This window comes from Synechococcus sp. BS56D, from assembly GCF_004332405.1.
Classification (GTDB): Bacteria; Cyanobacteriota; Cyanobacteriia; order PCC-6307; family Cyanobiaceae; genus Synechococcus_C.
In genome coordinates this window covers 442,956-462,701 of the sequence record NZ_PHQU01000001.1, presented here as the reverse complement: position 1 = coordinate 462,701, position 19,746 = coordinate 442,956, and the positions used below count along the sequence as shown (strand labels likewise).

18 protein-coding genes are annotated in these 19,746 nt (G+C 62.6%); 5 read left to right on the top strand and 13 right to left on the bottom strand.

The window, feature by feature from the left end; all coding sequences use genetic code 11:
* Positions 1 to 141: 141 nt before the first annotated feature.
* Positions 142 to 1,746 (top strand): photosystem II high light acclimation radical SAM protein, encoded by a 1,605-nt coding sequence (locus tag CWE17_RS02625; RefSeq protein ID WP_131454774.1) that lies wholly within the window; start codon positions 142 to 144, stop codon positions 1,744 to 1,746.
* Here CWE17_RS02625 and CWE17_RS02620 read toward each other — a convergent pair.
* The 3 genes from CWE17_RS02620 to CWE17_RS02610 all read right to left on the bottom strand — a co-directional run bounded on the left by CWE17_RS02620 (position 1,689) and on the right by CWE17_RS02610 (position 4,152).
* A complete protein-coding gene (locus CWE17_RS02620; protein ID WP_240789205.1) occupies positions 1,689 to 2,495 on the bottom strand; it encodes a CPBP family intramembrane glutamic endopeptidase in 807 nt (268 codons plus the stop codon). The genes CWE17_RS02625 and CWE17_RS02620 overlap by 58 nt on opposite strands.
* Positions 2,496 to 2,569: 74 nt before the next feature.
* A complete protein-coding gene (clpS, locus tag CWE17_RS02615) occupies positions 2,570 to 2,884 on the bottom strand; it encodes an ATP-dependent Clp protease adapter ClpS (protein WP_201737974.1) in 315 nt (104 codons plus the stop codon).
* Positions 2,885 to 2,925: 41 nt separating this feature from the next.
* Complete coding sequence (locus tag CWE17_RS02610) at positions 2,926 to 4,152, bottom strand: LL-diaminopimelate aminotransferase (RefSeq protein ID WP_131454832.1); 1,227 nt, start codon at positions 4,150 to 4,152, stop codon at positions 2,926 to 2,928.
* A gap of 95 nt (positions 4,153 to 4,247) precedes the next feature.
* On the opposite strand from CWE17_RS02610, the gene CWE17_RS02605 reads away from it, so the two are divergent.
* From CWE17_RS02605 to CWE17_RS02595, 3 genes are all read left to right on the top strand, one after another.
* The gene (locus CWE17_RS02605) at positions 4,248 to 6,935 is read left to right on the top strand and encodes a TIGR03960 family B12-binding radical SAM protein (RefSeq protein ID WP_131454772.1); all 2,688 of its coding nucleotides are present in this window, start codon (positions 4,248 to 4,250) and stop codon (positions 6,933 to 6,935) included.
* A 249-nt stretch (positions 6,936 to 7,184) separates the two neighbouring features.
* Positions 7,185 to 9,128, top strand: coding sequence for an Rne/Rng family ribonuclease (locus CWE17_RS02600; RefSeq protein ID WP_131454771.1), 1,944 nt, complete (start codon positions 7,185 to 7,187; stop codon positions 9,126 to 9,128).
* An 18-nt stretch (positions 9,129 to 9,146) separates the two neighbouring features.
* Complete coding sequence (locus CWE17_RS02595) at positions 9,147 to 9,755, top strand: ribonuclease HII (protein ID WP_131454770.1); 609 nt, start codon at positions 9,147 to 9,149, stop codon at positions 9,753 to 9,755.
* Here the strand turns inward: CWE17_RS02595 and CWE17_RS02590 are convergent.
* The gene (locus tag CWE17_RS02590) at positions 9,741 to 10,283 is read right to left on the bottom strand and encodes a DUF1997 domain-containing protein (RefSeq protein WP_240789204.1); all 543 of its coding nucleotides are present in this window, start codon (positions 10,281 to 10,283) and stop codon (positions 9,741 to 9,743) included. The genes CWE17_RS02595 and CWE17_RS02590 overlap by 15 nt on opposite strands.
* 29 nt (positions 10,284 to 10,312) lie before the next feature.
* Here CWE17_RS02590 and pheA point away from each other — a divergent pair, with 29 nt between their 5' ends.
* Positions 10,313 to 11,158, top strand: coding sequence for a prephenate dehydratase (gene pheA, locus CWE17_RS02585; protein WP_131454769.1), 846 nt, complete (start codon positions 10,313 to 10,315; stop codon positions 11,156 to 11,158).
* Here pheA and CWE17_RS02580 read toward each other — a convergent pair.
* The 9 genes from CWE17_RS02580 to CWE17_RS02540 all read right to left on the bottom strand — a co-directional run bounded on the left by CWE17_RS02580 (position 11,128) and on the right by CWE17_RS02540 (position 19,706).
* Entirely contained in the window at positions 11,128 to 12,108 is a 981-nt protein-coding gene (locus CWE17_RS02580) for a methyltransferase domain-containing protein (RefSeq protein ID WP_131454768.1), read from the bottom strand. The two genes, pheA and CWE17_RS02580, sit on opposite strands and share 31 nt — an antisense overlap.
* The gene (locus tag CWE17_RS02575) at positions 12,102 to 12,758 is read right to left on the bottom strand and encodes an LON peptidase substrate-binding domain-containing protein (RefSeq protein WP_131454767.1); all 657 of its coding nucleotides are present in this window, start codon (positions 12,756 to 12,758) and stop codon (positions 12,102 to 12,104) included. The genes CWE17_RS02580 and CWE17_RS02575 overlap by 7 nt, the downstream gene beginning before the upstream one ends.
* A 57-nt stretch (positions 12,759 to 12,815) precedes the next feature.
* Complete coding sequence (gene rpsJ, locus CWE17_RS02570) at positions 12,816 to 13,136, bottom strand: 30S ribosomal protein S10 (RefSeq protein WP_006042265.1); 321 nt, start codon at positions 13,134 to 13,136, stop codon at positions 12,816 to 12,818.
* A 122-nt stretch (positions 13,137 to 13,258) separates the two neighbouring features.
* The gene (tuf, locus tag CWE17_RS02565; protein ID WP_131454766.1) at positions 13,259 to 14,458 is read right to left on the bottom strand and encodes an elongation factor Tu; all 1,200 of its coding nucleotides are present in this window, start codon (positions 14,456 to 14,458) and stop codon (positions 13,259 to 13,261) included.
* A 42-nt stretch (positions 14,459 to 14,500) separates the two neighbouring features.
* A complete protein-coding gene (gene fusA / locus CWE17_RS02560) occupies positions 14,501 to 16,576 on the bottom strand; it encodes an elongation factor G (protein WP_131454765.1) in 2,076 nt (691 codons plus the stop codon).
* A gap of 87 nt (positions 16,577 to 16,663) precedes the next feature.
* Positions 16,664 to 17,134: a 30S ribosomal protein S7 gene (rpsG, locus tag CWE17_RS02555; protein WP_131454764.1), complete on the bottom strand. Its 471-nt coding sequence runs from the start codon at positions 17,132 to 17,134 to the stop codon at positions 16,664 to 16,666.
* Positions 17,135 to 17,206: 72 nt separating this feature from the next.
* A complete protein-coding gene (gene rpsL / locus CWE17_RS02550; RefSeq protein WP_131454763.1) occupies positions 17,207 to 17,581 on the bottom strand; it encodes a 30S ribosomal protein S12 in 375 nt (124 codons plus the stop codon).
* Between the two features lie 74 nt (positions 17,582 to 17,655).
* Entirely contained in the window at positions 17,656 to 17,982 is a 327-nt protein-coding gene (locus CWE17_RS02545; RefSeq protein ID WP_131454762.1) for an AIR synthase, read from the bottom strand.
* A 26-nt stretch (positions 17,983 to 18,008) separates the two neighbouring features.
* The gene (locus CWE17_RS02540; protein ID WP_131454761.1) at positions 18,009 to 19,706 is read right to left on the bottom strand and encodes a phosphodiester glycosidase family protein; all 1,698 of its coding nucleotides are present in this window, start codon (positions 19,704 to 19,706) and stop codon (positions 18,009 to 18,011) included.
* Positions 19,707 to 19,746 lie beyond the last annotated feature (40 nt).

Genomic DNA, 19,746 nt, shown 5'->3' with positions numbered 1-19,746 from the left:
GAAGGGCAGGGATGCCCTGCCACGCACGACTGTAACGGAACATTGAGCTGTGTGTCGACGGCTTTGTGAAGCTGTTGTGAAGAAGCTTGAAGGGGCGTTGCGGTCCCGGTGGTTGTTAGCGTCCTGCCGATGGGCCGATCCATGTCGCTGTCACCCTTTGCGCTTCAGCCCCCCGCTGCGGGTGAGCGCGTGCTGCTGGTGCGATTGCCCTGCAACCCCATCTTCCCGATTGGGCCGATCTATTTGGCCGATCACCTCCACAAGTGTTTCCCTGAGCTGCCTCAGCGGATCCTCGATCTAGCCGCTTTGCCGGTGCTGGATGTGGAGCGCGTCTTGCTGGCTGTCATCGACCAGTTCCAGCCGACGTTGCTGGTGTTCTCGTGGCGCGATATTCAGATCTACGCCCCCGTCGATGGACGCGGAGGCAACCCTCTTCAGAACTCCTTCGAGGTTTTTTACGCGCGCAATCCGCTGAAGCGTCTGCGAGGTGCCCTTGGTGGCGTCCGGCTGATGGCGAGTCACTACGGGGAGCTTTGGCGTAACCAGCGCCTTGTGCGTCGGGGACTAGCGCGGGCTCAGCGCCACCGCTCGACGGCCCGGGCCGTGCTTGGTGGTGGTGCCGTCAGTGTTTTCTATGAGCAGCTTGGCCGTTCCCTCCCTAAGGGCACGATCGTTTCCCTCGGCGAGGGTGAACCCTTGCTGGAAAAGCTTCTGCTCGGCCATTCGCTGCAAAGCGAACGCTGCTACGTCGTTGGTGAGCCCCCCCGGCCAGGACTGATCCATGAACAGCCTGAAAGTCGCCCGAAGACGGCTTGCGATTACACCTACATCGCTTCGATTTGGCCCCAGCTCGACTGGTATCTCGACGGAGGCGACTTCTACGTCGGCGTTCAGACCAAGCGGGGCTGTCCCCACAACTGCTGCTACTGCGTTTACACGGTGGTCGAGGGCAAGCAGGTGCGCCTCAACCCTGTGAAGGAGGTTGTGGCAGAGATGCGTCAGCTCTACGACCGAGGTGTGCGCGGTTTCTGGTTCACCGATGCCCAGTTCATTCCAGCCCGGCGTTACATCGACGATGCCAAGGAGCTGCTTCGGGCCGTGAAGGCCGAGGGGCTCACCGGCATCCGCTGGGCGGCTTACATCCGTGCCGACAACCTGGATGCCGAGCTCGCTGAGCTGATGGTGGCCACCGGGATGAGCTATTTCGAAATCGGCATCACCTCTGGGTCCCAGGAACTCGTGCGCAAGATGCGCATGGGCTACAACCTGCGCACCGTGCTCGAGAGCTGTCGGATGTTGGCAGCAGCCGGTTTCCGCGATCACGTGTCGGTGAACTACTCCTTCAACGTGATCGACGAACGCCCGGAGACGATCCGTCAGACCGTGGCGTATCACCGCGAGTTGGAGCGGATCTTCGGGGCTGACAGGGTGGAGCCAGCGATCTTCTTCATCGGCCTGCAGCCCCACACCCACTTAGAGCAGTACGGCTTTGATCAGGGGCTGCTGAAACCTGGCTACAACCCAATGAGCATGATGCCCTGGACGGCGCGCAAGCTGCTCTGGAATCCGGAGCCGATGGGCAGCACCTTCGGGAGGATCTGTCTTGAAGCGTTTGACCGCAATCCAGGAGATTTCGGTCGCACGGTGATGGATCTGTTGGAGCGTGATTACGGGGTTGCGCCGTTGGATCAAGCGCTGCGCGCGCCGGTAGAGGGACGTGCCGCCTTGGCTAAAGCCGTGAGCTGACGCACCAGGAGGGTGCTGAGGGCCAGGATTCCGACGACTCCGCCGAGGGGATTGCCACCAGGACCTGTCAGCCATTGCGGTGAAAGAGGAGACCACTGAATCAGTCCCGACTGCAGGGCAAACCAGCCACCCACCAGTCCGCCGTGGAGGCCGACGCACCCCCAGAGAGATCCCTGATCGAGCCGCCGGCGGGTTGCCAGGGCTATCCCCAGTAGAAACAGCCCGATCAGCAAGCCCAGCATCGGCCAGAAGCCAAGGTTGAAGCGGGTATGCACCAGGCTGAAGATCAGCGCCTGACCCGGAAGGGCCAAGCGCGGGCCAATGAGGTGGTTGAGCTCTCCCCAGAGCCAGCCCCGGAAGAGCAGTTCTTCCGCCAGGCCGACCCCAATGCAGAGCAAGACGGCATTCAGGAGCTCCGCGAGGCTTAGATCCCCCAGCCACTGACCCCAGCCACCCGCCAGGCTGAGCAGTGTGATCAACAGCAGCAGAGCGAAGGCCCAGCCGAGGCCGCCGCGGAGTCGTGCACCTGGCCCTTCGCTGCGCTGAGACGACCTAACGCCCAGGGTTTGCCAGGGATGGGCGCTGTCCCAACGGATGCGCACCCAACTCGGCAGAACCAGCAGAAACAGCAGTTCGCTGACGAGGGTGCCCATCAGGTCTCTGGAGGCCAGCGGGATGCTCGGGAAGAGCCAGCTGATCGGTTGGATCAGAAGCCAGCCCAGGCCATAGAGGGCTGGAATCAACAGCACGGTCGGTAGCCAGCGACGGCGCTGCCGCAGCCAGTCCTGCCAGCGGGCAGCGACAGACCGGCGGGCTGGAGTGCTCAGCTCTCTGGCTCCAGAGTGCTGGTCAGCCCTTTGGCTTTGAGGGTTTCGCAGTAAAACTCCGCCGGTTCGAGATCGCAGACGATCACCAGGCCAACCCCGGTGTTGTGCGCTTCGAGCATCACAGCCATGGCGTCCTGCTCGCTCAGCTGCGGCACCACCTGCTGCAGGGTCGTCACCACGTATTCCATGGTGTTGACCGGGTCATTGTGGAGAAGCACTTTGTAGCGGGGCGAGCGCTTGCGCACCCGCTCGCTCTGCTTCTCGATCACGGCGGCGCCGCCGGGGCTGGGGCTGGAGGTGTTCACCACCATGACCAAGGATCTCGGCTCTGGGCAATGTAAAACCGACACGGTCACAGACGACGAATGCGCGCCATCGCTTCGTCCACATTGGCGCGGCTGTTGAAGGCGGAGAGTCGGAAGTAACCCTCACCGGCGGCGCCGAAGCCGCTGCCAGGGGTGCCCACCACATGAGCTTTGTTGAGCAGGTGGTCGAAGAAGCCCCAGGAGTCCGTCCCAGCCGGGGTTTTCAGCCAGACGTAGGGAGCATGCTCACCGCCATGCACCTCGATGCCTGCAGCACTCAGTTCCCGGCGAATGATCGCGGCGTTCTCCATGTAGAAGCTCACCAGCGCCTTGATCTCTTGTTGGCCCTGGTCGGAGTACACCGCTTCAGCACCACGCTGGATGATGTAGCTGACGCCGTTGAACTTGGTGCTCTGACGGCGGTTCCAAAGGCCCCAAAGCTCCACTTCGGAGCCGTCATCGGCCTTGCCTTTCAATCCCTTCGGCACCACGGTGAAGGCGCAGCGGGTTCCGGTGAAGCCGGCGTTCTTCGAGAAGGAGCGGAATTCGATGGCGCAGTCACGGGCGCCTTCGATCTCGTAGATCGAATGGGGGAGTTCAGGGTCCTGGATGAAGGCCTCATAGGCCGCATCGAACAGGATCAGGGAACCATGGGCGCGGGCATAGTCGACCCAGGCCTTGAGCTGAGCCCTGGTGGCCACCGCCCCAGTGGGGTTGTTGGGGAAGCACAGATAGATCAGATCCACTGGCTCGCTAGGGATCTGAGCTGTAAAGCCATTGTCGGCACTGATCGGCAGGTAGGTCAGTCCGCCGTAGCGGCCGTTGTCACCGGCCTCTCCGGTGCGGCCCGCCATCACGTTGCTGTCGACATAGACGGGGTACACCGGGTCTGTGACGGCGATGTGATTGCCGCTGCCGAGGATGTCGAGGATGTTGCTGCTGTCGCACTTGGAGCCATCGGAGACAAAGATTTCCTCAGCGCTGATCGCACAGCCGCGCGCTTGGAAATCGTGCTTGGCAATCGCTTCGCGCAGCCAGCCATAGCCCTGCTCCGGGCCATAGCCATGGAATCCCGCGTTGGTTCCCATTTCATCGATGGCGGCCTTCATTGCCTCCCGGCAAGCCAGGGGCAGAGGCTCGGTCACATCGCCGATCCCCAGGCGGATCAGGGCCGCCTCAGGGTTTGCCTCGCTGAAGGCCTTCACCCGACGAGCGATTTCCGGAAACAGGTAGCCGGCCTTGAGTTTGAGGTAATTGCTGTTGACCAGAACCACGGGAAAACGAAGCACGTTGCTGGGGGGCATCCTGCTACGCGGCCGGGAGCTTTGGAGGGATCCCTCCATACGATGCGAGAAGTGCCCCGGTGGCCATGACCGTTGCGACGCCATCACCCAGTGCCGGATCCGACCATGTGTCGGAGGCCTGGCCGCCGGTTCCTTTCGAGAGCCTGGTGAACGAAGGGATCAATCGCCCCGCTCGCTACATCGGTCATGAACTCGGTGTGGAGCGGCGTGACTGGTTGGCTGCCAGGGTGCGCTGGGCGCTCACGTATCCCGAGATCTACGAAGTGGGCTCGAGCAATCTCGGCCACATCATTCTCTATTCGATTCTCAACGCCGTTCCGGGGCAGCTCTGCGACCGTGCCTACTTGCCAGCCGCTGATCTGGCCGCCCGTCTGCGTGAGCTGAAGCAGCCTTTGTTCGCCGTGGAGAGTCGACGTCCTCTCCCTGCCTTCGACATCCTTGGCTTCAGCCTCAGCTATGAGCTCGGCGCCACCAACATCCTCGAGATGCTGGATCTTGCGGGCATTCCCCTCCGTGCCGCCGATCGGGGCGATTGGCCTCTGAATGCTCCCGAGGCAACGCCACTGATTTTTGCCGGTGGCCCCACTGCCACCAGTAATCCCGAGCCTTACAGCCCCTTTTTTGACTTCATCGCCCTGGGGGACGGGGAGGAGTTGCTGCCTGAGATCGGTCTTGTGGTGGCGGAGGCCAAGGATGCCGGCCTGACTCGCTCAGCTCTGCTGAGGGACCTGGCTCAGGTTCCAGGGGTCTATGTGCCCTCGCTTTATGCCCCAGCGACCGACGGGGTCACCCTCGAACCCATCCACCCGGAGCTGCCCCGCAGGCTGTTGCGGCGGGTCGCTACCCCCATGCCCCACTACGCCATGGGCTTGGTGCCCCATGTGGAAACGGTCCACGACCGGCTGACCGTTGAGATCCGGCGCGGGTGCACCCGTGGGTGTCGCTTCTGTCAGCCCGGCATGCTGACTCGTCCAGCCCGTGATGTGGAACCGGAAGCGGTCATCGAGGCCGTGGAGACCGGCATGAAAACGACGGGCTACAGCGACTTCTCTCTGCTGTCGCTCAGTTGTAGTGATTATCTGGCGCTTCCGGCGGTGGGGGTCGAGTTGCGCAACCGACTGGCCGATCGGAACGTCACCCTGCAGCTCCCGAGCCAGCGGGTGGACCGTTTTGATCAGAACATTGCTCACATCCTGGGCGGCGGCCGTCAAGCCGGCTTGACCTTCGCGCCGGAAGCCGGCACCCAGCGCCTGCGCGACATCGTCAACAAGGGACTGACTGACGACGACCTGCTGAATGGCATCCGCACCGCCATGGAGAACGGCTACCGCAAGGTGAAGCTGTATTTCATGATCGGTCTGCCGGGTGAGACCGACGCCGATGTGCTCGGCATCGCCGACACCTGCGTGATGCTTCAGCAGCGCTGCCGCGATCTGGGCCGCCTGAATCTCAACATCACGATCAGCAATTTCACCCCGAAGCCGCACACGCCCTTCCAATGGCACAGCGTTTCAACAGCTGAATTTCAGCGCCGCCAGCAGCTGTTGCGGGATGCCTTCCGGCAACTGCGGGGCCTGAAAGTGAACTTCACCGACGTGCGCCTGTCGGCGATGGAAGATTTCGTGGGCCGCAGTGACCGCCGCCTGGCGCCGGTGATTGAAGCCGCCTGGCGTGCCGGTGCCGGAATGGATGCCTGGTTTGAGTCGCTCGACCGCACCTACGAGGCCTGGACCGGGGCGATCGCGGCCGCGGGATTGGAGGGGCGCTACCGGGAGATGGAGGTGGGCAGTTGGAGTGCGGTCACGGCCCTCAGTCGCGATGACCTGGAGGCGTTCTGCCGCCAGCCCCTGCCCTGGGATCACATCGATACAGGGATTGATAAGGCCTGGCTTGCGGAGGACTTGCAGCGGGCTCTGGCGGCGGCGGTGGTTCCTGACTGCTCTTTCGAGGGCTGCAGCAGTTGCGGCGTCTGTGGTCCGGATCTGGGCCACAACGTGGTGGTCCCGCCACCGCCCGTGCCGACCCAGCAGCCCTCCGTGCCACCCCCCAGCGCCCGGGTCTGTCGCCTGCGTTTCCGCTTCAGCAAAACCGGCGCCATGGCGCTCCTGAGCCATCTCGATGTGGTGCGGATGCTGGAGCGGGCCCTGCGGCGCAGCGGTTTGCCGGTGAGTTACACCGGCGGCTTTCACCCCCTGCCACGACTGCAACTCGCCCTCGCGTTGCCCCTTGGCGTCGAGGCTCACGGCGAGTGGATGGACCTCGAATTTCTCGAATCCGTTGATCCAGAAGCGGTCCTGGCGGCCTGGCAGCCCACGCTTCCTGAGGGATTCCGGCTGCTTTCAGCCGAGGAGGTCCCCGTGTCCGAGCCCAGCCTGTCCCAGCGGCTGGAGGCCGCCGAGTGGCGGTTCTGGCTCAAGGTCGTGGAGGGGGAGAGACCAGAGCCATCGCATTGGCAAGATGCCATTGCTGCCTTGATGGCACGCACGGAACTGCTTTGGCATGACACGGATAAAAAGGGCCGTCCTCGGGAGCGCGACTGCCGACCCTGCCTGCAGGATCTCCAGCTCAGCCAAGCGCATGGTGATGGCGTCAGGTTGAACCTTTCGGCAGCCATCGATCCCCAAGGCCGCAGTCTCAAGCCCGCGCAGATTCAGTCCTGGTTGGGGGATGCACTGGGCTGCTCTCTGCAGCTGCTGCATGTGGAACGCGTTGCACTTCGCCTGCAGGACGTGATCAAGCCAGTGCTAAATTGATCACAAGTCAACACCCCCTGAGCACTGCGCTACGGGATTGACCCGGTCTTCTCGCTCCCAGATCCTGAGGAAACGGAGGCCTGTTGCCTCAGCTCCATGCGTCCTGATTCACGTCGTCTGTGAGCTCCATAGGAGTTAATCCTCCGCCCTCTTCTTGAACGGCCCAGGCCGTACACGTTGTTTCCGTGCAGTGGACCGGCAGGTCTCTGATCGGATTTACGCCCTAAGGGGCGCTCTCTGACCTTCTCCATGCCCCAACAAATTGTCATCGCCGAGCAGCTGCGGATCGCCGCAGTGCTCACCGATGAGCGCGTTGATGAACTGATCGTTGCGCAGGGTCGATATCAGATCGGTGATGTCTATCTCGGGACCGTGGAAAACGTGCTGCCTGGGATTGATGCAGCCTTCGTCAACATCGGTGAAAGCGAAAAGAACGGCTTCATTCATGTCACTGATCTCGGCCCCCTGCGCCTGAAGAAAGGGGCCGCCGGCATCACCGAACTGCTGGAGCCCCGTCAGCGTGTGCTCGTGCAGGTGATGAAGGAACCGACGGGCACCAAAGGGCCGCGCCTCACTGGAAATCTGGCTCTTCCTGGTCGTTACCTGGTGCTGCAACCCAGCGGCCAGGGGGTGAACATCTCCCGCCGGATTGGTTCAGAGGGTGAGCGCAATCGTCTGCGTGCCTTGGGCGTTCTTGTCAAACCGCCTGGAGCTGGTCTGCTGATCCGCACCGAGGCGGAAGGGGTGAGCGAAGAGCTTTTGATCGATGACCTCGAATCGCTGCTTCGCCAGTGGGAGGCCATTCAACGGGCGGCAGAAACGGCCACTCCTCCGGTGCTTCTCAACCGTGATGAGGACTTTATTCACCGCATCCTGCGCGATCACACCGGTCCGGATCTCAGCCGGGTGGTGGTGGATGACGCCGCCGCGGTGGAACGGGTTACGGGTTTCCTCGGTGAGGAGGGTGCTGCCGTTCAGGTCGATGCCCATCCTGAGCCAGCTGAGCTGCTTGAGCATTTCAAGGTCAATGCCGCCATCCGCGATGCCCTCAAGCCCCGGGTGGATCTCCCATCCGGGGGGTACGTGATCATCGAGCCCACTGAGGCGCTCACGGTCATCGATGTCAATTCGGGCTCCTTCACCCGATCGGCCAATGCTCGGGAGACCGTCCTGTGGACCAACTGTGAGGCGGCCGTCGAAATCGCCCGCCAGTTGAAGCTGCGCAACATCGGTGGGGTGATCATCGTCGACTTCATCGACATGGACTCCCGCCGCGATCAGCTGCAGTTGCTCGAATATTTCACTGCGGCCATTCGTGATGATGCGGCCCGTCCGCAGATCGCACAGCTCACTGAGCTTGGTCTGGTGGAACTCACCCGCAAGCGGCAGGGGCAAAACATCTACGAGTTGTTCGGCCGCGCCTGCCCAAGCTGTGGTGGTCTGGGGCATGTGGCAGTGCTGCCCGGTAAGGACCTGCTCCAGCCCCTAGCCACCGCGACCGGTTTGGTGCGATCGGCCGCTTCTGCCCGCGCTGAAGTGGCGCCTCCCTCTGAATCCAGTGGTGGCCGCCGCCGCCGAGGCGGCAGGGGGCGAACTGCCGCCGCTGTGATCAGCGACGACACCGATGCCAGCCTGGCGGTGGATGCCGACGTGAGCGAAGCGGTGGCGGCTCCTGAGACGGCGGCCCGTCGTCAGGACCCTGAGCTGTTGGCTGTGCCGATGACCGAGCAGCAGGAGGAGGTCTATGGCTGGCTTGGCCTAAGTCCGGCTCTCCTGCTTGAGGAACCCCCAGAAAGCGACAACCTGCTGGTGCGGGTGGTGCGTCCTGGCGAAGACGCCGACGCAGTGCTGGAGGAAGCCCGTCAGCAACTGGCGGCTTCCAGTGGTCGTCGTCGCCGTCGCGGCAGTCGCGGGGGTAGTCGTGGCGGAGGCCGATCCACGGCTGCTTCAGACGACAACGGCAGCTCGGACGCGGTGGCCGAGACCTCAACCCAAGCCGATTCTGCGCCGCTGTTGGTTGAGATCACGCCCCTGGAGATCACCCCATTTGAGCCGGTGGCTGTGGTTGCGACAGAGCCCCCCGCAGAGCTCCAGGCTGAGCCTGTCCCGGTGGCAGCCGGTTCCGATGGCTCCGAAGACGATCAAGAACCACGCCGCCGCCGCCGCCGTTCCTCGGCCGCCAGCGCGGACTGAAGCACGCCGCATGCGCCGATGACTGACTGGGTCGCCGGTGTCGATGAAGTCGGGCGAGGCTGTCTCTTCGGCCCTGTGTTCGCCGCAGCTGTGGTGCTTGATGAAACCGCCGCTCATGGGCTTCTTGCTCAGGGGTTGACCGACAGCAAGGCCTTGACCCCTCGGCGCCGAGCACGCTTGGTGCCTCTGATCGAAACGCTCGCTGCAGCCTGGGGACTCGGTCAGGCCTCTGCACGGGAGATTGATGCGATCGGAATCCGCGGCGCCACCGAGCAGGCCATGCTTCGGGCGCTGCAGCGGCTGCCCCAGCAGCCCGCTCTTGTGCTGGTGGATGGGGTGCTTCCCCTTCGGCCCTGGCCCCATCCACAGCAGACGATTGTGCGGGGGGATAGCCAGTGCGCAGCAATTGCTGCGGCCAGCGTGCTGGCCAAGGAGGCCCGTGATGCGTTGATCCGCCGGCTCGCGCCACGGTTCCCTGGTTATGGGCTGGACTCCCATGCCGGTTACGGCACAGCACGGCACCGACAGGCACTCATGGCTGAAGGTCCGACGCCTTTGCATCGCCGGAGTTTTCTGCGCAATATCCCCTTACCTGAAGAGGTTGTCCCTGCCTCAGGCGGGTTCTGAACTCTCACACCAGCGCTCGAAATCGTTCACCAGTTGACGTCCGACCCTGCCCTTGATGGTCAAGAGGATGCCGTTGAGGATCGATTCGCCGGTGCTTTCGAGCACCCTGCGGGGGATCAGTCGAAGCAACGGGGGCTGGCTCACTTCTACCCCCAGGGTGGCTAAACCCTCCAAGCCGGAGCTACGCGCATCGAGGACCGCTTCGAGGGTGAGCTGAAAGTCATCCACGAGCCCCAGCCCCTCAAGGTTGGCGTCAAGCGCGCGCATGGTCAGTCGATTGTCCTGATGGGTCACCTCCAGGCAGACCACAGGTTTCACCTGCAGTTGGAACACCTGCAGGGTCGTGACGGTGTATTGGTATCGGCCTGGGGCCAGCAGGCTGAGCTGGCTCGGATCCAGAAGGGCCTTCACCACCCGATCCTCTTCTTGCAGATAGGCCGGCAGCGCATCCGCCCGACGGTTCACCGTGAGGTTCAAGTGCTGGCTGGCGCTGAAGGCCAGGGGCATGAGCGGACGCTGACGCGCCATGATCCTATCGAGTGTTTGCAGGGCGATTGATGACCACGCGCGTGGCTTTCCTCGGGCCGCAGGGAACCTACGGCGAGCGAGCGGCCCGCGCCATGGTGGAGCTCGAGGCTCTGGATCCGGTGGAGTTGCTGCCCTGCCCGGGGTTGCGTTCCGTCGTTGATCACGTCGCTGATGGTCGCTGCGAGGCGGCGGTGGTGCCCGTGGAGAATTCCGTGGAAGGTGGAGTGACCACGAGTCTCGATGCACTCTGGGCCCATCCGGATCTCTGCATCCGGCGTGCTCTGGTGTTACCAATCCGGCATGCGCTGCTCAGCAGCGGTCGTCTTGATCAGGTGTCTGAGGTGCTGTCGCACCCCCAGGCTTTGGCTCAGTGCAGCGGTTGGCTGGCGCGTCATCTTCCCAATGCCCTACAGCTACCCACCAGCTCCACCGCAGAAGCGGCCCGCATGGTGCGGGGCAGTCAGTTCCGCGCGGCGATTGCGAGTCGTTCCCTGGCAGAGGAGGGAGTGTTGGAGTCACTTGCTTATCCGATTAACGATGCCAGCGGAAACTGCACCCGATTCCTGCTGCTGCAGCGTGGCGAGCGGCGCTTGGAGGGAGATGTCGCCAGCCTTGCCTTCTCTCTGCACCGCAATGCACCAGGTGCCTTGCTGGAGGCCCTCACTGCGGTAGCAACGCTTGGGCTGAACATGAGCAGGATCGAGTCGCGCCCCTCAAAACGGGAGCTTGGGGAATATGTGTTCTTCATGGATGTGGAGCTTCCTGCAGAGCAGGGAGGAGAGGTGCTCCGCCAACTCACTGAACTTCTGACCCCTCTTTGTGAGCACCTGGCTCAGTTCGGCGCTTACCCCAGTTCGGAGTTGGCTGCGGATTGACCCCCACCGGGGCTGATTCTGAAGACGCCGAACTGCATCAAACCGGTGGCGAAGGCCCAGTGCATGAGCAGCAGGGTGGGAGTTTCGCGGAGGCCTTGGAGGATTGCCCTGGGGCCAAGGCTGAGAACGGCCCAGGGTCTGCGCAGCCCCTCTCCAATGGAGTCGATCCAGGAGGGCAGTGTTGCCCGGGTCCAGTCATCCGTCTCCAAGACGCCCCTTTGATGGGGGCTGGCGGCGATGTTGCTGGCAAAACCTTTGATGCTGGCGAATTCGGGATGGGCCCACTGGGTGAGCAGCTGATGCATCACACGCTTCTCCACGCCATTCATCTCGCCATCTGATGGATCGCGGCGGTTCCAGTCCGCGACCGCCAGCACGCCGCCCTGGCGGAGTACCCGCAGGAGTTCGTCGGCATACCGCTGCTTGTCGGGCATGTGGGGGCCGGCTTCAACACTCCAGACAGCATCGAACTGTTGATCGGCGAGTTGAAGATCGAGGGCGTCCATCACTGCGAATCGGCAGTGGATGCCTTCAGGAGTCAGGGCTGTGGCACGGGCCACCTGGGCTGGGCTGATGCTGATACCCAGCACCTCAAAGCCGTAGTCGCGGGCAAGGATCCTGGCGCTGCCACCGATGCCGCAGCCCACATCCAGGATGCGAGAACCAGGTGGCAGTTGGTCGAGTCCGCTCCAGTGCACCAGGGCGTGCACAAAGTCTGCCTTGGCGGCACGGAAATCCCGCCGCCGCGGTGGATCGCCGTAGTAGCCGAGGTGCACATGGTCACCCCAGAGATTTTCAAGCAGGCGATCGTCGGTCCAGGCGTCGTAGGCGGCCGCGACGCTGGCGCTGGAGTGATAAGCGCGATTGCGGCGGGTCCAGAGGCTGAAAGCGATCGCTCCGACGCCGATGGCAAGGACGGCGGCCAGGCCCAGGGCTGTAGCGCTCAGCATTCCTCGGTGTTCGCGAGGGTGTCACGTAAGACCGTGCGAGCCGCCAGCTGGCGACGGGTTTCATCGAGCATGGCGTATTCCTGTTCAAGGCGTTCGCGGGTGCTGGTGAGTTCCAGCAGTTCCTGCTGTTGATCAGCAACAGGGCCTCCCAGATGGGCTCCGATCCAGAAGGAGAGTTCCCTAGGGAGATCGGGTAAGTCGTCAGGCAGGGAGGCGGGTGAACCGGTCAGCTTGCCGGTGAGTTCAACAACGTCACGCAGGGCCTGATCGACCGATTGGGTGAGGGTTTCGAGCGCATCGGGAGATTCGAGCGGCTCATCTTCGATCCAGCTCACAAGTGCTGTGCGGTAAGGCGCCTCCCGCACCACATCAAGCACTCTGAAGCGCTGCTGACCCAGGGTCACAATGTTGCTTCGACCATCCTCGCCGGTTTGATGCTGCAGAACTTCGGCGCAGCAGCCAACTGGGGCCACGGTTTGATTCTGAGGATCCCAGCGGATCACTCCGAAGCGACGATCATCTTCAAGGACGCTGCGGAGCATCATCCGATAGCGCGACTCGAAGATGTGCAGAGGGAGCACTTCCCTTGGAAACAGAACAACATCCGGCAGGGGGAACAGGGGTAATTCCCTGACGGACAGGTCAGCCACGCAGCACGATCTCAGTGGGATCAATCCTAGGCAGCTGACCGCTGGGGCGGGTGCGCCTCAGAGCTTCACTTCGATGTCAACTCCGCTTGGCAAATCGAGCTTCATCAGGGCGTCGATTGTTTTTGCCGAGGGGCTGTAGATATCGATAATCCGACGGTGGGTGCGTGTTTCGAAATGCTCCCGTGAATCCTTGTCAACGTGGGGAGAACGCAGGACGCAGTAGATCTTGCGCTTGGTGGGAAGAGGAATGGGACCGATGGCAGTTGCTGCCGTGTTGTCGGCCGTTTCAATGATCTTGTCGCAGGAGAGATCCAGCATGCGGCGATCAAACGCCTTGAGGCGAATGCGGATCTTCTGCTGAGCGATTGCGGTGGACATGGAATGCGCAGAGGAAGCCCCCGAGGGGATCGGAGACGGTGAATTGTCGAGGTTCGATTTAAAAAGTGTAGGGGACGGCCCGGCCGCGGCCGAACCATCCCCTGACGATCATCGCTTGATGATCACTCGATGATCTTGGAGACCACGCCAGCACCGATGGTGCGGCCGCCTTCGCGGATAGCGAAGCGCATGCCCTGCTCGATGGCCACGGGGCAGATCAGCTCACCGGTCATCTTGATGTTGTCGCCGGGCATCACCATCTCGACGTTGGAGCCATCTTCCGCGGTGAAGGCGGTGATCTGGCCGGTCACGTCGGTGGTACGGATATAGAACTGCGGGCGGTAGCCAGCGAAGAAGGGGGTGTGACGGCCGCCTTCTTCCTTCTTCAGCACGTACACCTGGCCCTCAAACTTGGTGTGAGGAGTGATGGAGCCGGGCTTCACGAGCACCATGCCGCGCTCGATGTCTTCCTTCTGGATGCCGCGGAGCAGGAGGCCGACGTTGTCGCCAGCCATGCCCTGATCGAGCAGCTTGCGGAACATCTCCACACCGGTGACGGTGGTCTTGCGGGTGTCTTTGATGCCGACGATTTCGATTTCTTCGCCGACTTTGACGATGCCGCGCTCAATACGGCCGGTGGCCACGGTGCCACGACCGGTGATGGAGAACACGTCTTCGACGGCCATCAGGAAGGGCTTGTCGATTTCGCGCTCGGGCTCGGGGATGTTTTCATCGACGGCCTTCATCAGCTCTTCGACCTTGGCTTCCCACTCGGCATCGCCTTCGAGGGCCTTCAGGCCGGAGACCTGCACCACGGGGATATCGTCGCCAGGGAAGTCGTAGCTGGAGAGCAATTCGCGGATCTCCAGTTCCACCAGTTCGATGATCTCCTCATCATCGACCATGTCGCACTTGTTGAGTGCAACCACCAGAGCGGGCACGCCCACCTGCTTGGCCAGCAGGATGTGCTCCTTGGTTTGGGCCATGGGGCCGTCGGTGGCGGCACACACGAGGATGGCGCCGTCCATCTGAGCGGCACCGGTGATCATGTTCTTCACGTAGTCCGCGTGACCGGGGCAGTCAACGTGGGCGTAGTGACGGGAATCGGTTTCGTACTCAACGTGGGCGGTGTTGATGGTGATACCGCGCTCGCGCTCCTCGGGAGCACCGTCAATCTGGTCATAGGCCTGAGCCTTGGCTTGACCCTTCTTGGCGAGCACATTGGTGATCGCAGCGGTGAGGGTGGTTTTGCCGTGGTCAACGTGGCCAATGGTGCCGATGTTGACGTGGGGCTTGTTCCTTTCGAACTTCTCGCGAGCCATTTTTTTAAAAGAATCGGGGGTGGATTTAGGGGAGGGTAGAGATCAGGAATTGCCCTGATTCTTGGAGATGATGGCTTCAGCGACGTTGCGAGGAACATCCTCGTAGTGGCTGAATTCCATCGAGAAGATACCCCGACCCTGGGTCATGGATCGGAGCTCGGTGGCGTAGCCGAACATCTCGGCCAAAGGCACCTTGGCCGAGACCTTTGACGTGCCATCGTCAATGGCCTGACCTTCCACCTGTCCTCGACGGGAAGACAGGTCACCGATGATCGAGCCGAGGAAATCCTCGGGAACCTCGACCTCGACCTTCATCATCGGTTCAAGAAGTACAGGATTGCACTTCTTGACCGCATCCTTGAAGGCCATGGAGCCGGCGATTTTGAACGCCATTTCTGACGAGTCCACGTCATGGTACGACCCGTCAACCATGCTGACTTTGATGTCGATCATCGGGTATCCAGCAATCACGCCGGATTCACAGGTCTCCTTCATGCCCATCTCTGAGGGCTTGATGAATTCCTTGGGAACAACACCACCAACAATTTTGTTGACGAATTCAAATCCGGATTCGGGCTCGCCCGGCTCCATTTCAATCACCACGTGGCCGTATTGGCCCTTGCCACCGGTCTGACGGGAGAACTTCCCTTCACCCTTGGCTGAGCCACGGATGGTTTCGCGGTAGGACACCTGAGGGGCGCCGATATTGGCCTCCACCTTGAATTCGCGCAGCATGCGATCCACCAGGATCTCCAGGTGCAATTCGCCCATGCCGGCGATCACGGTCTGACCGGTTTCGGCGTCCGTGTTGACCCGGAAGGTGGGATCTTCTTCTGCCAGAGACACAAGAGCCTTGGAGAGTTTCTCCATGTCTCCTTTTGTCTTCGGCTCCACAGCCACGGAGATCACCGGTTCAGGGACGAACAGGGTCTCAAGAACGATGGGATCTTCGGAAGAGCAAAGGGTGTCACCGGTGGTGGTGGCTTTCAGGCCTAGAACCGCTCCCAGGTCGCCAGCGCGCAGTTCATCAACCTCTTCCCGGTCGTCCGCCTTGAGCACCACCAAACGGGAGATGCGCTCTTTCTCGCCCTTGGTGGAGTTGAGCACATAGCTGCCCTTTTCCAGGACGCCGGAATACATGCGCACGAAGGTGAGCTTTCCGTAGGGGTCAGCCATCACCTTGAAGGCCAGGGCGCTGAAGGGAGCCTTGTCGTCGGAGGGACGCACGGCTTCCTTGCCATCGGGGAGCACACCCTGAATCGGGGGCACATCCACGGGGGCGGGCAGGTAGTCAACAACGGCATCAAGAACCAGCTGCACACCTTTGTTCTTGAAGGCGGAGCCGCAGAGCATCGGAACGAGACCGTGCTTCAGGACGCCATCACGGATGCCCTTCTTGAGCTCTTCATCGCTGAGCTCGCCAGTTTCCAGGAACTTCTCGATCAGGGCTTCGTCGGTTTCGGCAACCGCCTCCATCAAGACCGTGCGCCACTCGGCTGCCTGATCGGCCATGTCGGCAGGAATGTCGGTGACTTCGATGTCCTTACCGAGATCGTCCTTGTAGATGTGAGCCTTGTTGGCCACGAGGTCGATGATGCCGCTGAGATCGCCCTCGGCACCAATCGGCAGCTGGATCGGCACGGCGTTGGCCTTGAGGCGATCCTTGATTTGGCCATGCACCTTGAGGAAATCGGCGCCGGTGCGGTCCATCTTGTTGACGAATACCATCCGGGGCACGGAGTAGCGGTCGGCTTGGCGCCAAACAGTCTCCGACTGAGGCTGAACGCCACCCACGGCGCAGAACACAGCGATCACACCGTCGAGAACCCGCATGGAACGTTCCACCTCGATGGTGAAATCCACGTGGCCGGGGGTGTCAATGATGTTGATCCGATGGTCATTCCAGCTGGTGGAAATGGCCGCAGCGGTGATGGTGATTCCACGTTCACGCTCCTGGGCCATCCAGTCGGTGACAGCGGCGCCGTCATGCACCTCACCGATCTTGTGCACCACACCTGAATAGAACAGGATTCGTTCGGTGGTGGTGGTTTTACCAGCGTCAATATGAGCGGCAATACCGATATTTCTGACGCGTTCCAGGGGAAAGGCGCGAGCCACAGGAAACTCCGGGGTGGGGCGTTAAAAGGCGGGTGAGACTCTACAGGTCCGCCCTGAACAGCCGAGAGCGTTCAGGGCGAGGGAGAGTCAGTAGCGGTAGTGGGCGAAAGCCTTGTTGGCTTCGGCCATCTTGTGGGTTTCTTCGCGCTTGCGAACGGCGTTGCCGGCCTCGTTGGCGGCATCCATCAATTCACCGGCGAGCTTCTGGGCCATGCTGCGGCCGTTGCGGGAACGGGAGAAGCTGACGAGCCAGCGCAGGGCCATTGCTGTGCCGCGCTCCTGGCGCACTTCCATGGGCACCTGGTAGGTCGCACCACCGACTCGACGGGCTCGCACTTCCACCAGAGGCGTGGCGTTCTTCACGGCCGTTTCGAACAGCTCGAGGGGATCACCGCCGGTGCGCTCGCCGATCAGGCTGAAGGCATCGGACAGGATCCGCTGGGCGGTGGATTTCTTGCCGTGCTTCATCAAGCGCACCACCATCATCGTGGCGAGGCGGCTGTTGAACTGGGGATCGGGAAGAATCGGGCGCTTCTCGGCGGCGTTACGGCGGGACATGAACCGTGGGTAAGAGAGAAAGGGGAAAAGGGTGGTTTCAGGATTGGGGCGTCAATGAGAGACGCACTGCCATCACTCCTTAGGAGTCTTGGCGCCGTACTTGGAGCGCGACTGGCGACGATCCTTCACGCCGGCGGTGTCAAGCGTTCCGCGGATGATGTGATAACGGACACCAGGCAGATCCTTCACACGACCGCCGCGGATCAGCACAACAGAGTGCTCCTGGAGGTTGTGGCCGATGCCACCGATGTAGGCCGTCACTTCGAAGCCCGAGGTGAGGCGCACACGTGCCACTTTGCGCAGAGCCGAATTGGGCTTCTTGGGCGTGGACGTGTACACGCGTGTGCACACTCCCCGGCGCTCGGGACATGAGCGCAGGGCTGGAGACTTGGTCTTCGCCTTGAGGGTCTGGCGCTCGTGACGGATCAGCTGTTGGATGGTTGGCATCGACGGTCGGGATGCGGCCGGTACCCCGACCTGGTTCGACAATCCACCACCATACCGGGTCGCCTGCAGTGTCCTCAGAGGCGTGTGAAAGCACTGCCGCAAGGGCAGCAGCGAATGCCGCTGCGGGCGGTCACCAGAAAGCCGCCACCGCTGAGATCGCCGCGGTAATCAAGGCACAGCCCCTCCAGCTGCCCCGCCTGGCCTGCGGGAGCATGCAGGGTGATGCCATCGGCGCGGGCCACTGGCACTCCTCCCATTGGTCCCGGTTGCAGCCGGATCACATGGGTTTCACAGCTGCCATCCAGCAGATCAAGATGCATCTGACCTGGCGTTCCGGCAACAGCGGCCTGGCGGCCAAGCTCTGCAGCGGCAGCCGGCGTGATCAGCAGGTTCGTGCCCATGGCTCCGGATCTGATCGTGAGGCTGCTCACTCTGGCACCAGTCCCAGGGCGTTCTGCACCCGCGGTGGGAAGGACCGCCCGCTCATGACAAGCCTGTTGGCGACCAGGAGTGACGTGGAGCTGCCTCCGTCGAGGTTCAGGGCCTCGTCCAGTCCAAGTTGGCGCAGGGCCAGGCTGGTCTCGAGCAGGGTGGGATCGCTGCCGCCGGCACCCTCCAGGGTCAGCAGCCAAAGCCGATCGCGGTCTTGCGCCACAACCGTCCGCGGTGCCGCCAGTGCCATAAAGCCTGCGCTGAACCCCTCCGCACGACCATTAAGAACAACCCGGCCCCCCTGGAGTAACAGTGGGCCACCGCCCATGACTTGCCTCCGATTGCCGAGCGGATTGGAAGCCTCAGAGCGCAACTCAACGCGATCTCCAATCTGGGCCGGTAGTGGTGCGCCCCCCCGGGCCACGATCAGATCGACACCACTTGCGAGGGGCACCCCCCTGGCCAGGGCTGCGGTGCCATGAACGGTAAGCACGCGTCCATCGTCAATGCTCAGGGCCTGCTCTTGGCCGCTGAGCGCTTGGTACACCGGCCCCCAGGCACGGGTGTAGCGACTCAGCCCCTTCTGCACATAGCCGCTGTTGAGGCTGGCCAGCCCCCAGCGCTGTCCACCGGAGACCACAAGCTCCTGATGCAGCCTCAGGCGTCCAAAGTTCAGCCGGCTGCCGCTGTCCCAGCCGATGGCCCCCCTGTTCAGGATCGGTCCTGACAGCCAGGTGCCGTCCAGACGAACCGCCCCGAGCGGAAGCTGCCGCACCCTGTTGAAAAAACCGCCGTTCACCGCGAGCAGTGCCCCGGCCGGTTGCGAGAGCTGGTTGAGGAAGCGGAGTCCTTGCTGGGCATGTAAAGGGGCAAGGGGTTGCAGGCGCAGGCCCTGCTGCAGAGGGTTACTGCCAACCCGATAGATCCGCAGCGGTTTCACCCCCACGGTCAGCGAGCGGCGATCTAGCACGAGCCCATCGCGAATCAGCGCCCGGATCCGGGGATCGACCAGTGCTGCTGCAAGGGGGTCACGGCCTTGGCTCCTCCCACCGCCCTCGCCCGAACGGACCCCATCCAGAACGATCCGCCAGGGCTCGGCCAGCGTGAGGGTGGACAAGCTCTGCCCCGCGCCGATCAGGGTGAGTTGCAGCCGCTGACGCTGGATCCGCAGTCCCATCCCCCGCAGCTGTCCGGCCTGGGTTGGGGTGGTGCTGATTCGGAGGATCAGATCATTGCCCTGGCGCTGCACCAGCGCTGGTCCCGAGAGGTCAAAAACGAGTCGGTTGGCTGTGCTGCCCTTCCCCCGTCGCAGTCGCTGTAGGCGCGGGGAGGCCAGGGTCAGGCGCAGGGTCTGCTCCGAGCGCGACAAACCCACGCCGGTGCTGCTCAGCCACTCCGCCACCTCGATCGCCACCTCGTCGTCAAGGCTGCGTTGGGGCAGGCTCCGCAGGCTTGCCCTGCGCCCGTACCACTCCAGCTGCGGGCCGTCTGCTGCTTCGCTTCGCTGGAACCCGAGCTTGTTCACAAGAAGCTCGAGGGGAAGCCAAAGTTGCGTCGGCTGGGTTCGACCGCCCCCAACCCAGAGCCAGGGACTGTTCAGGTCCATTCCCGCCAGGCGGATGCGATCGCCCTTGATCGATCTGGCGACACGCACCTCGGCGACGGGCGCTGGCGGCAGCGGTGGATCAACCATGGGCCAGACGCTAGCCGGATCCTGAACAGGCACCACGCGT

Bases quoted from the DNA above. Each gene is read 5' to 3' on its own strand.
- CWE17_RS02625 (WP_131454774.1), top strand. From the start codon at position 142: ATGTCGCTGTCACCCTTTGCGCTTCAGCCCCCCGCTGCGGGTGAGCGC.
- clpS (WP_201737974.1), bottom strand. From the start codon at position 2,884: ATGGTGGTGAACACCTCCAGCCCCAGCCCCGGCGGCGCCGCCGTGATC.
- CWE17_RS02605 (WP_131454772.1), top strand. From the start codon at position 4,248: ATGACCGTTGCGACGCCATCACCCAGTGCCGGATCCGACCATGTGTCG.
- CWE17_RS02600 (WP_131454771.1), top strand. From the start codon at position 7,185: ATGCCCCAACAAATTGTCATCGCCGAGCAGCTGCGGATCGCCGCAGTG.
- CWE17_RS02595 (WP_131454770.1), top strand. From the start codon at position 9,147: ATGACTGACTGGGTCGCCGGTGTCGATGAAGTCGGGCGAGGCTGTCTC.
- CWE17_RS02590 (WP_240789204.1), bottom strand. From the start codon at position 10,283: ATGGCGCGTCAGCGTCCGCTCATGCCCCTGGCCTTCAGCGCCAGCCAG.
- pheA (WP_131454769.1), top strand. From the start codon at position 10,313: ATGACCACGCGCGTGGCTTTCCTCGGGCCGCAGGGAACCTACGGCGAG.
- CWE17_RS02580 (WP_131454768.1), bottom strand. From the start codon at position 12,108: ATGCTGAGCGCTACAGCCCTGGGCCTGGCCGCCGTCCTTGCCATCGGC.
- rpsJ (WP_006042265.1), bottom strand. From the start codon at position 13,136: ATGTCCACCGCAATCGCTCAGCAGAAGATCCGCATTCGCCTCAAGGCG.
- tuf (WP_131454766.1), bottom strand. From the start codon at position 14,458: ATGGCTCGCGAGAAGTTCGAAAGGAACAAGCCCCACGTCAACATCGGC.
- rpsG (WP_131454764.1), bottom strand. From the start codon at position 17,134: ATGTCCCGCCGTAACGCCGCCGAGAAGCGCCCGATTCTTCCCGATCCC.
- rpsL (WP_131454763.1), bottom strand. From the start codon at position 17,581: ATGCCAACCATCCAACAGCTGATCCGTCACGAGCGCCAGACCCTCAAG.
- CWE17_RS02545 (WP_131454762.1), bottom strand. From the start codon at position 17,982: ATGGGCACGAACCTGCTGATCACGCCGGCTGCCGCTGCAGAGCTTGGC.
- CWE17_RS02540 (WP_131454761.1), bottom strand. From the start codon at position 19,706: ATGGTTGATCCACCGCTGCCGCCAGCGCCCGTCGCCGAGGTGCGTGTC.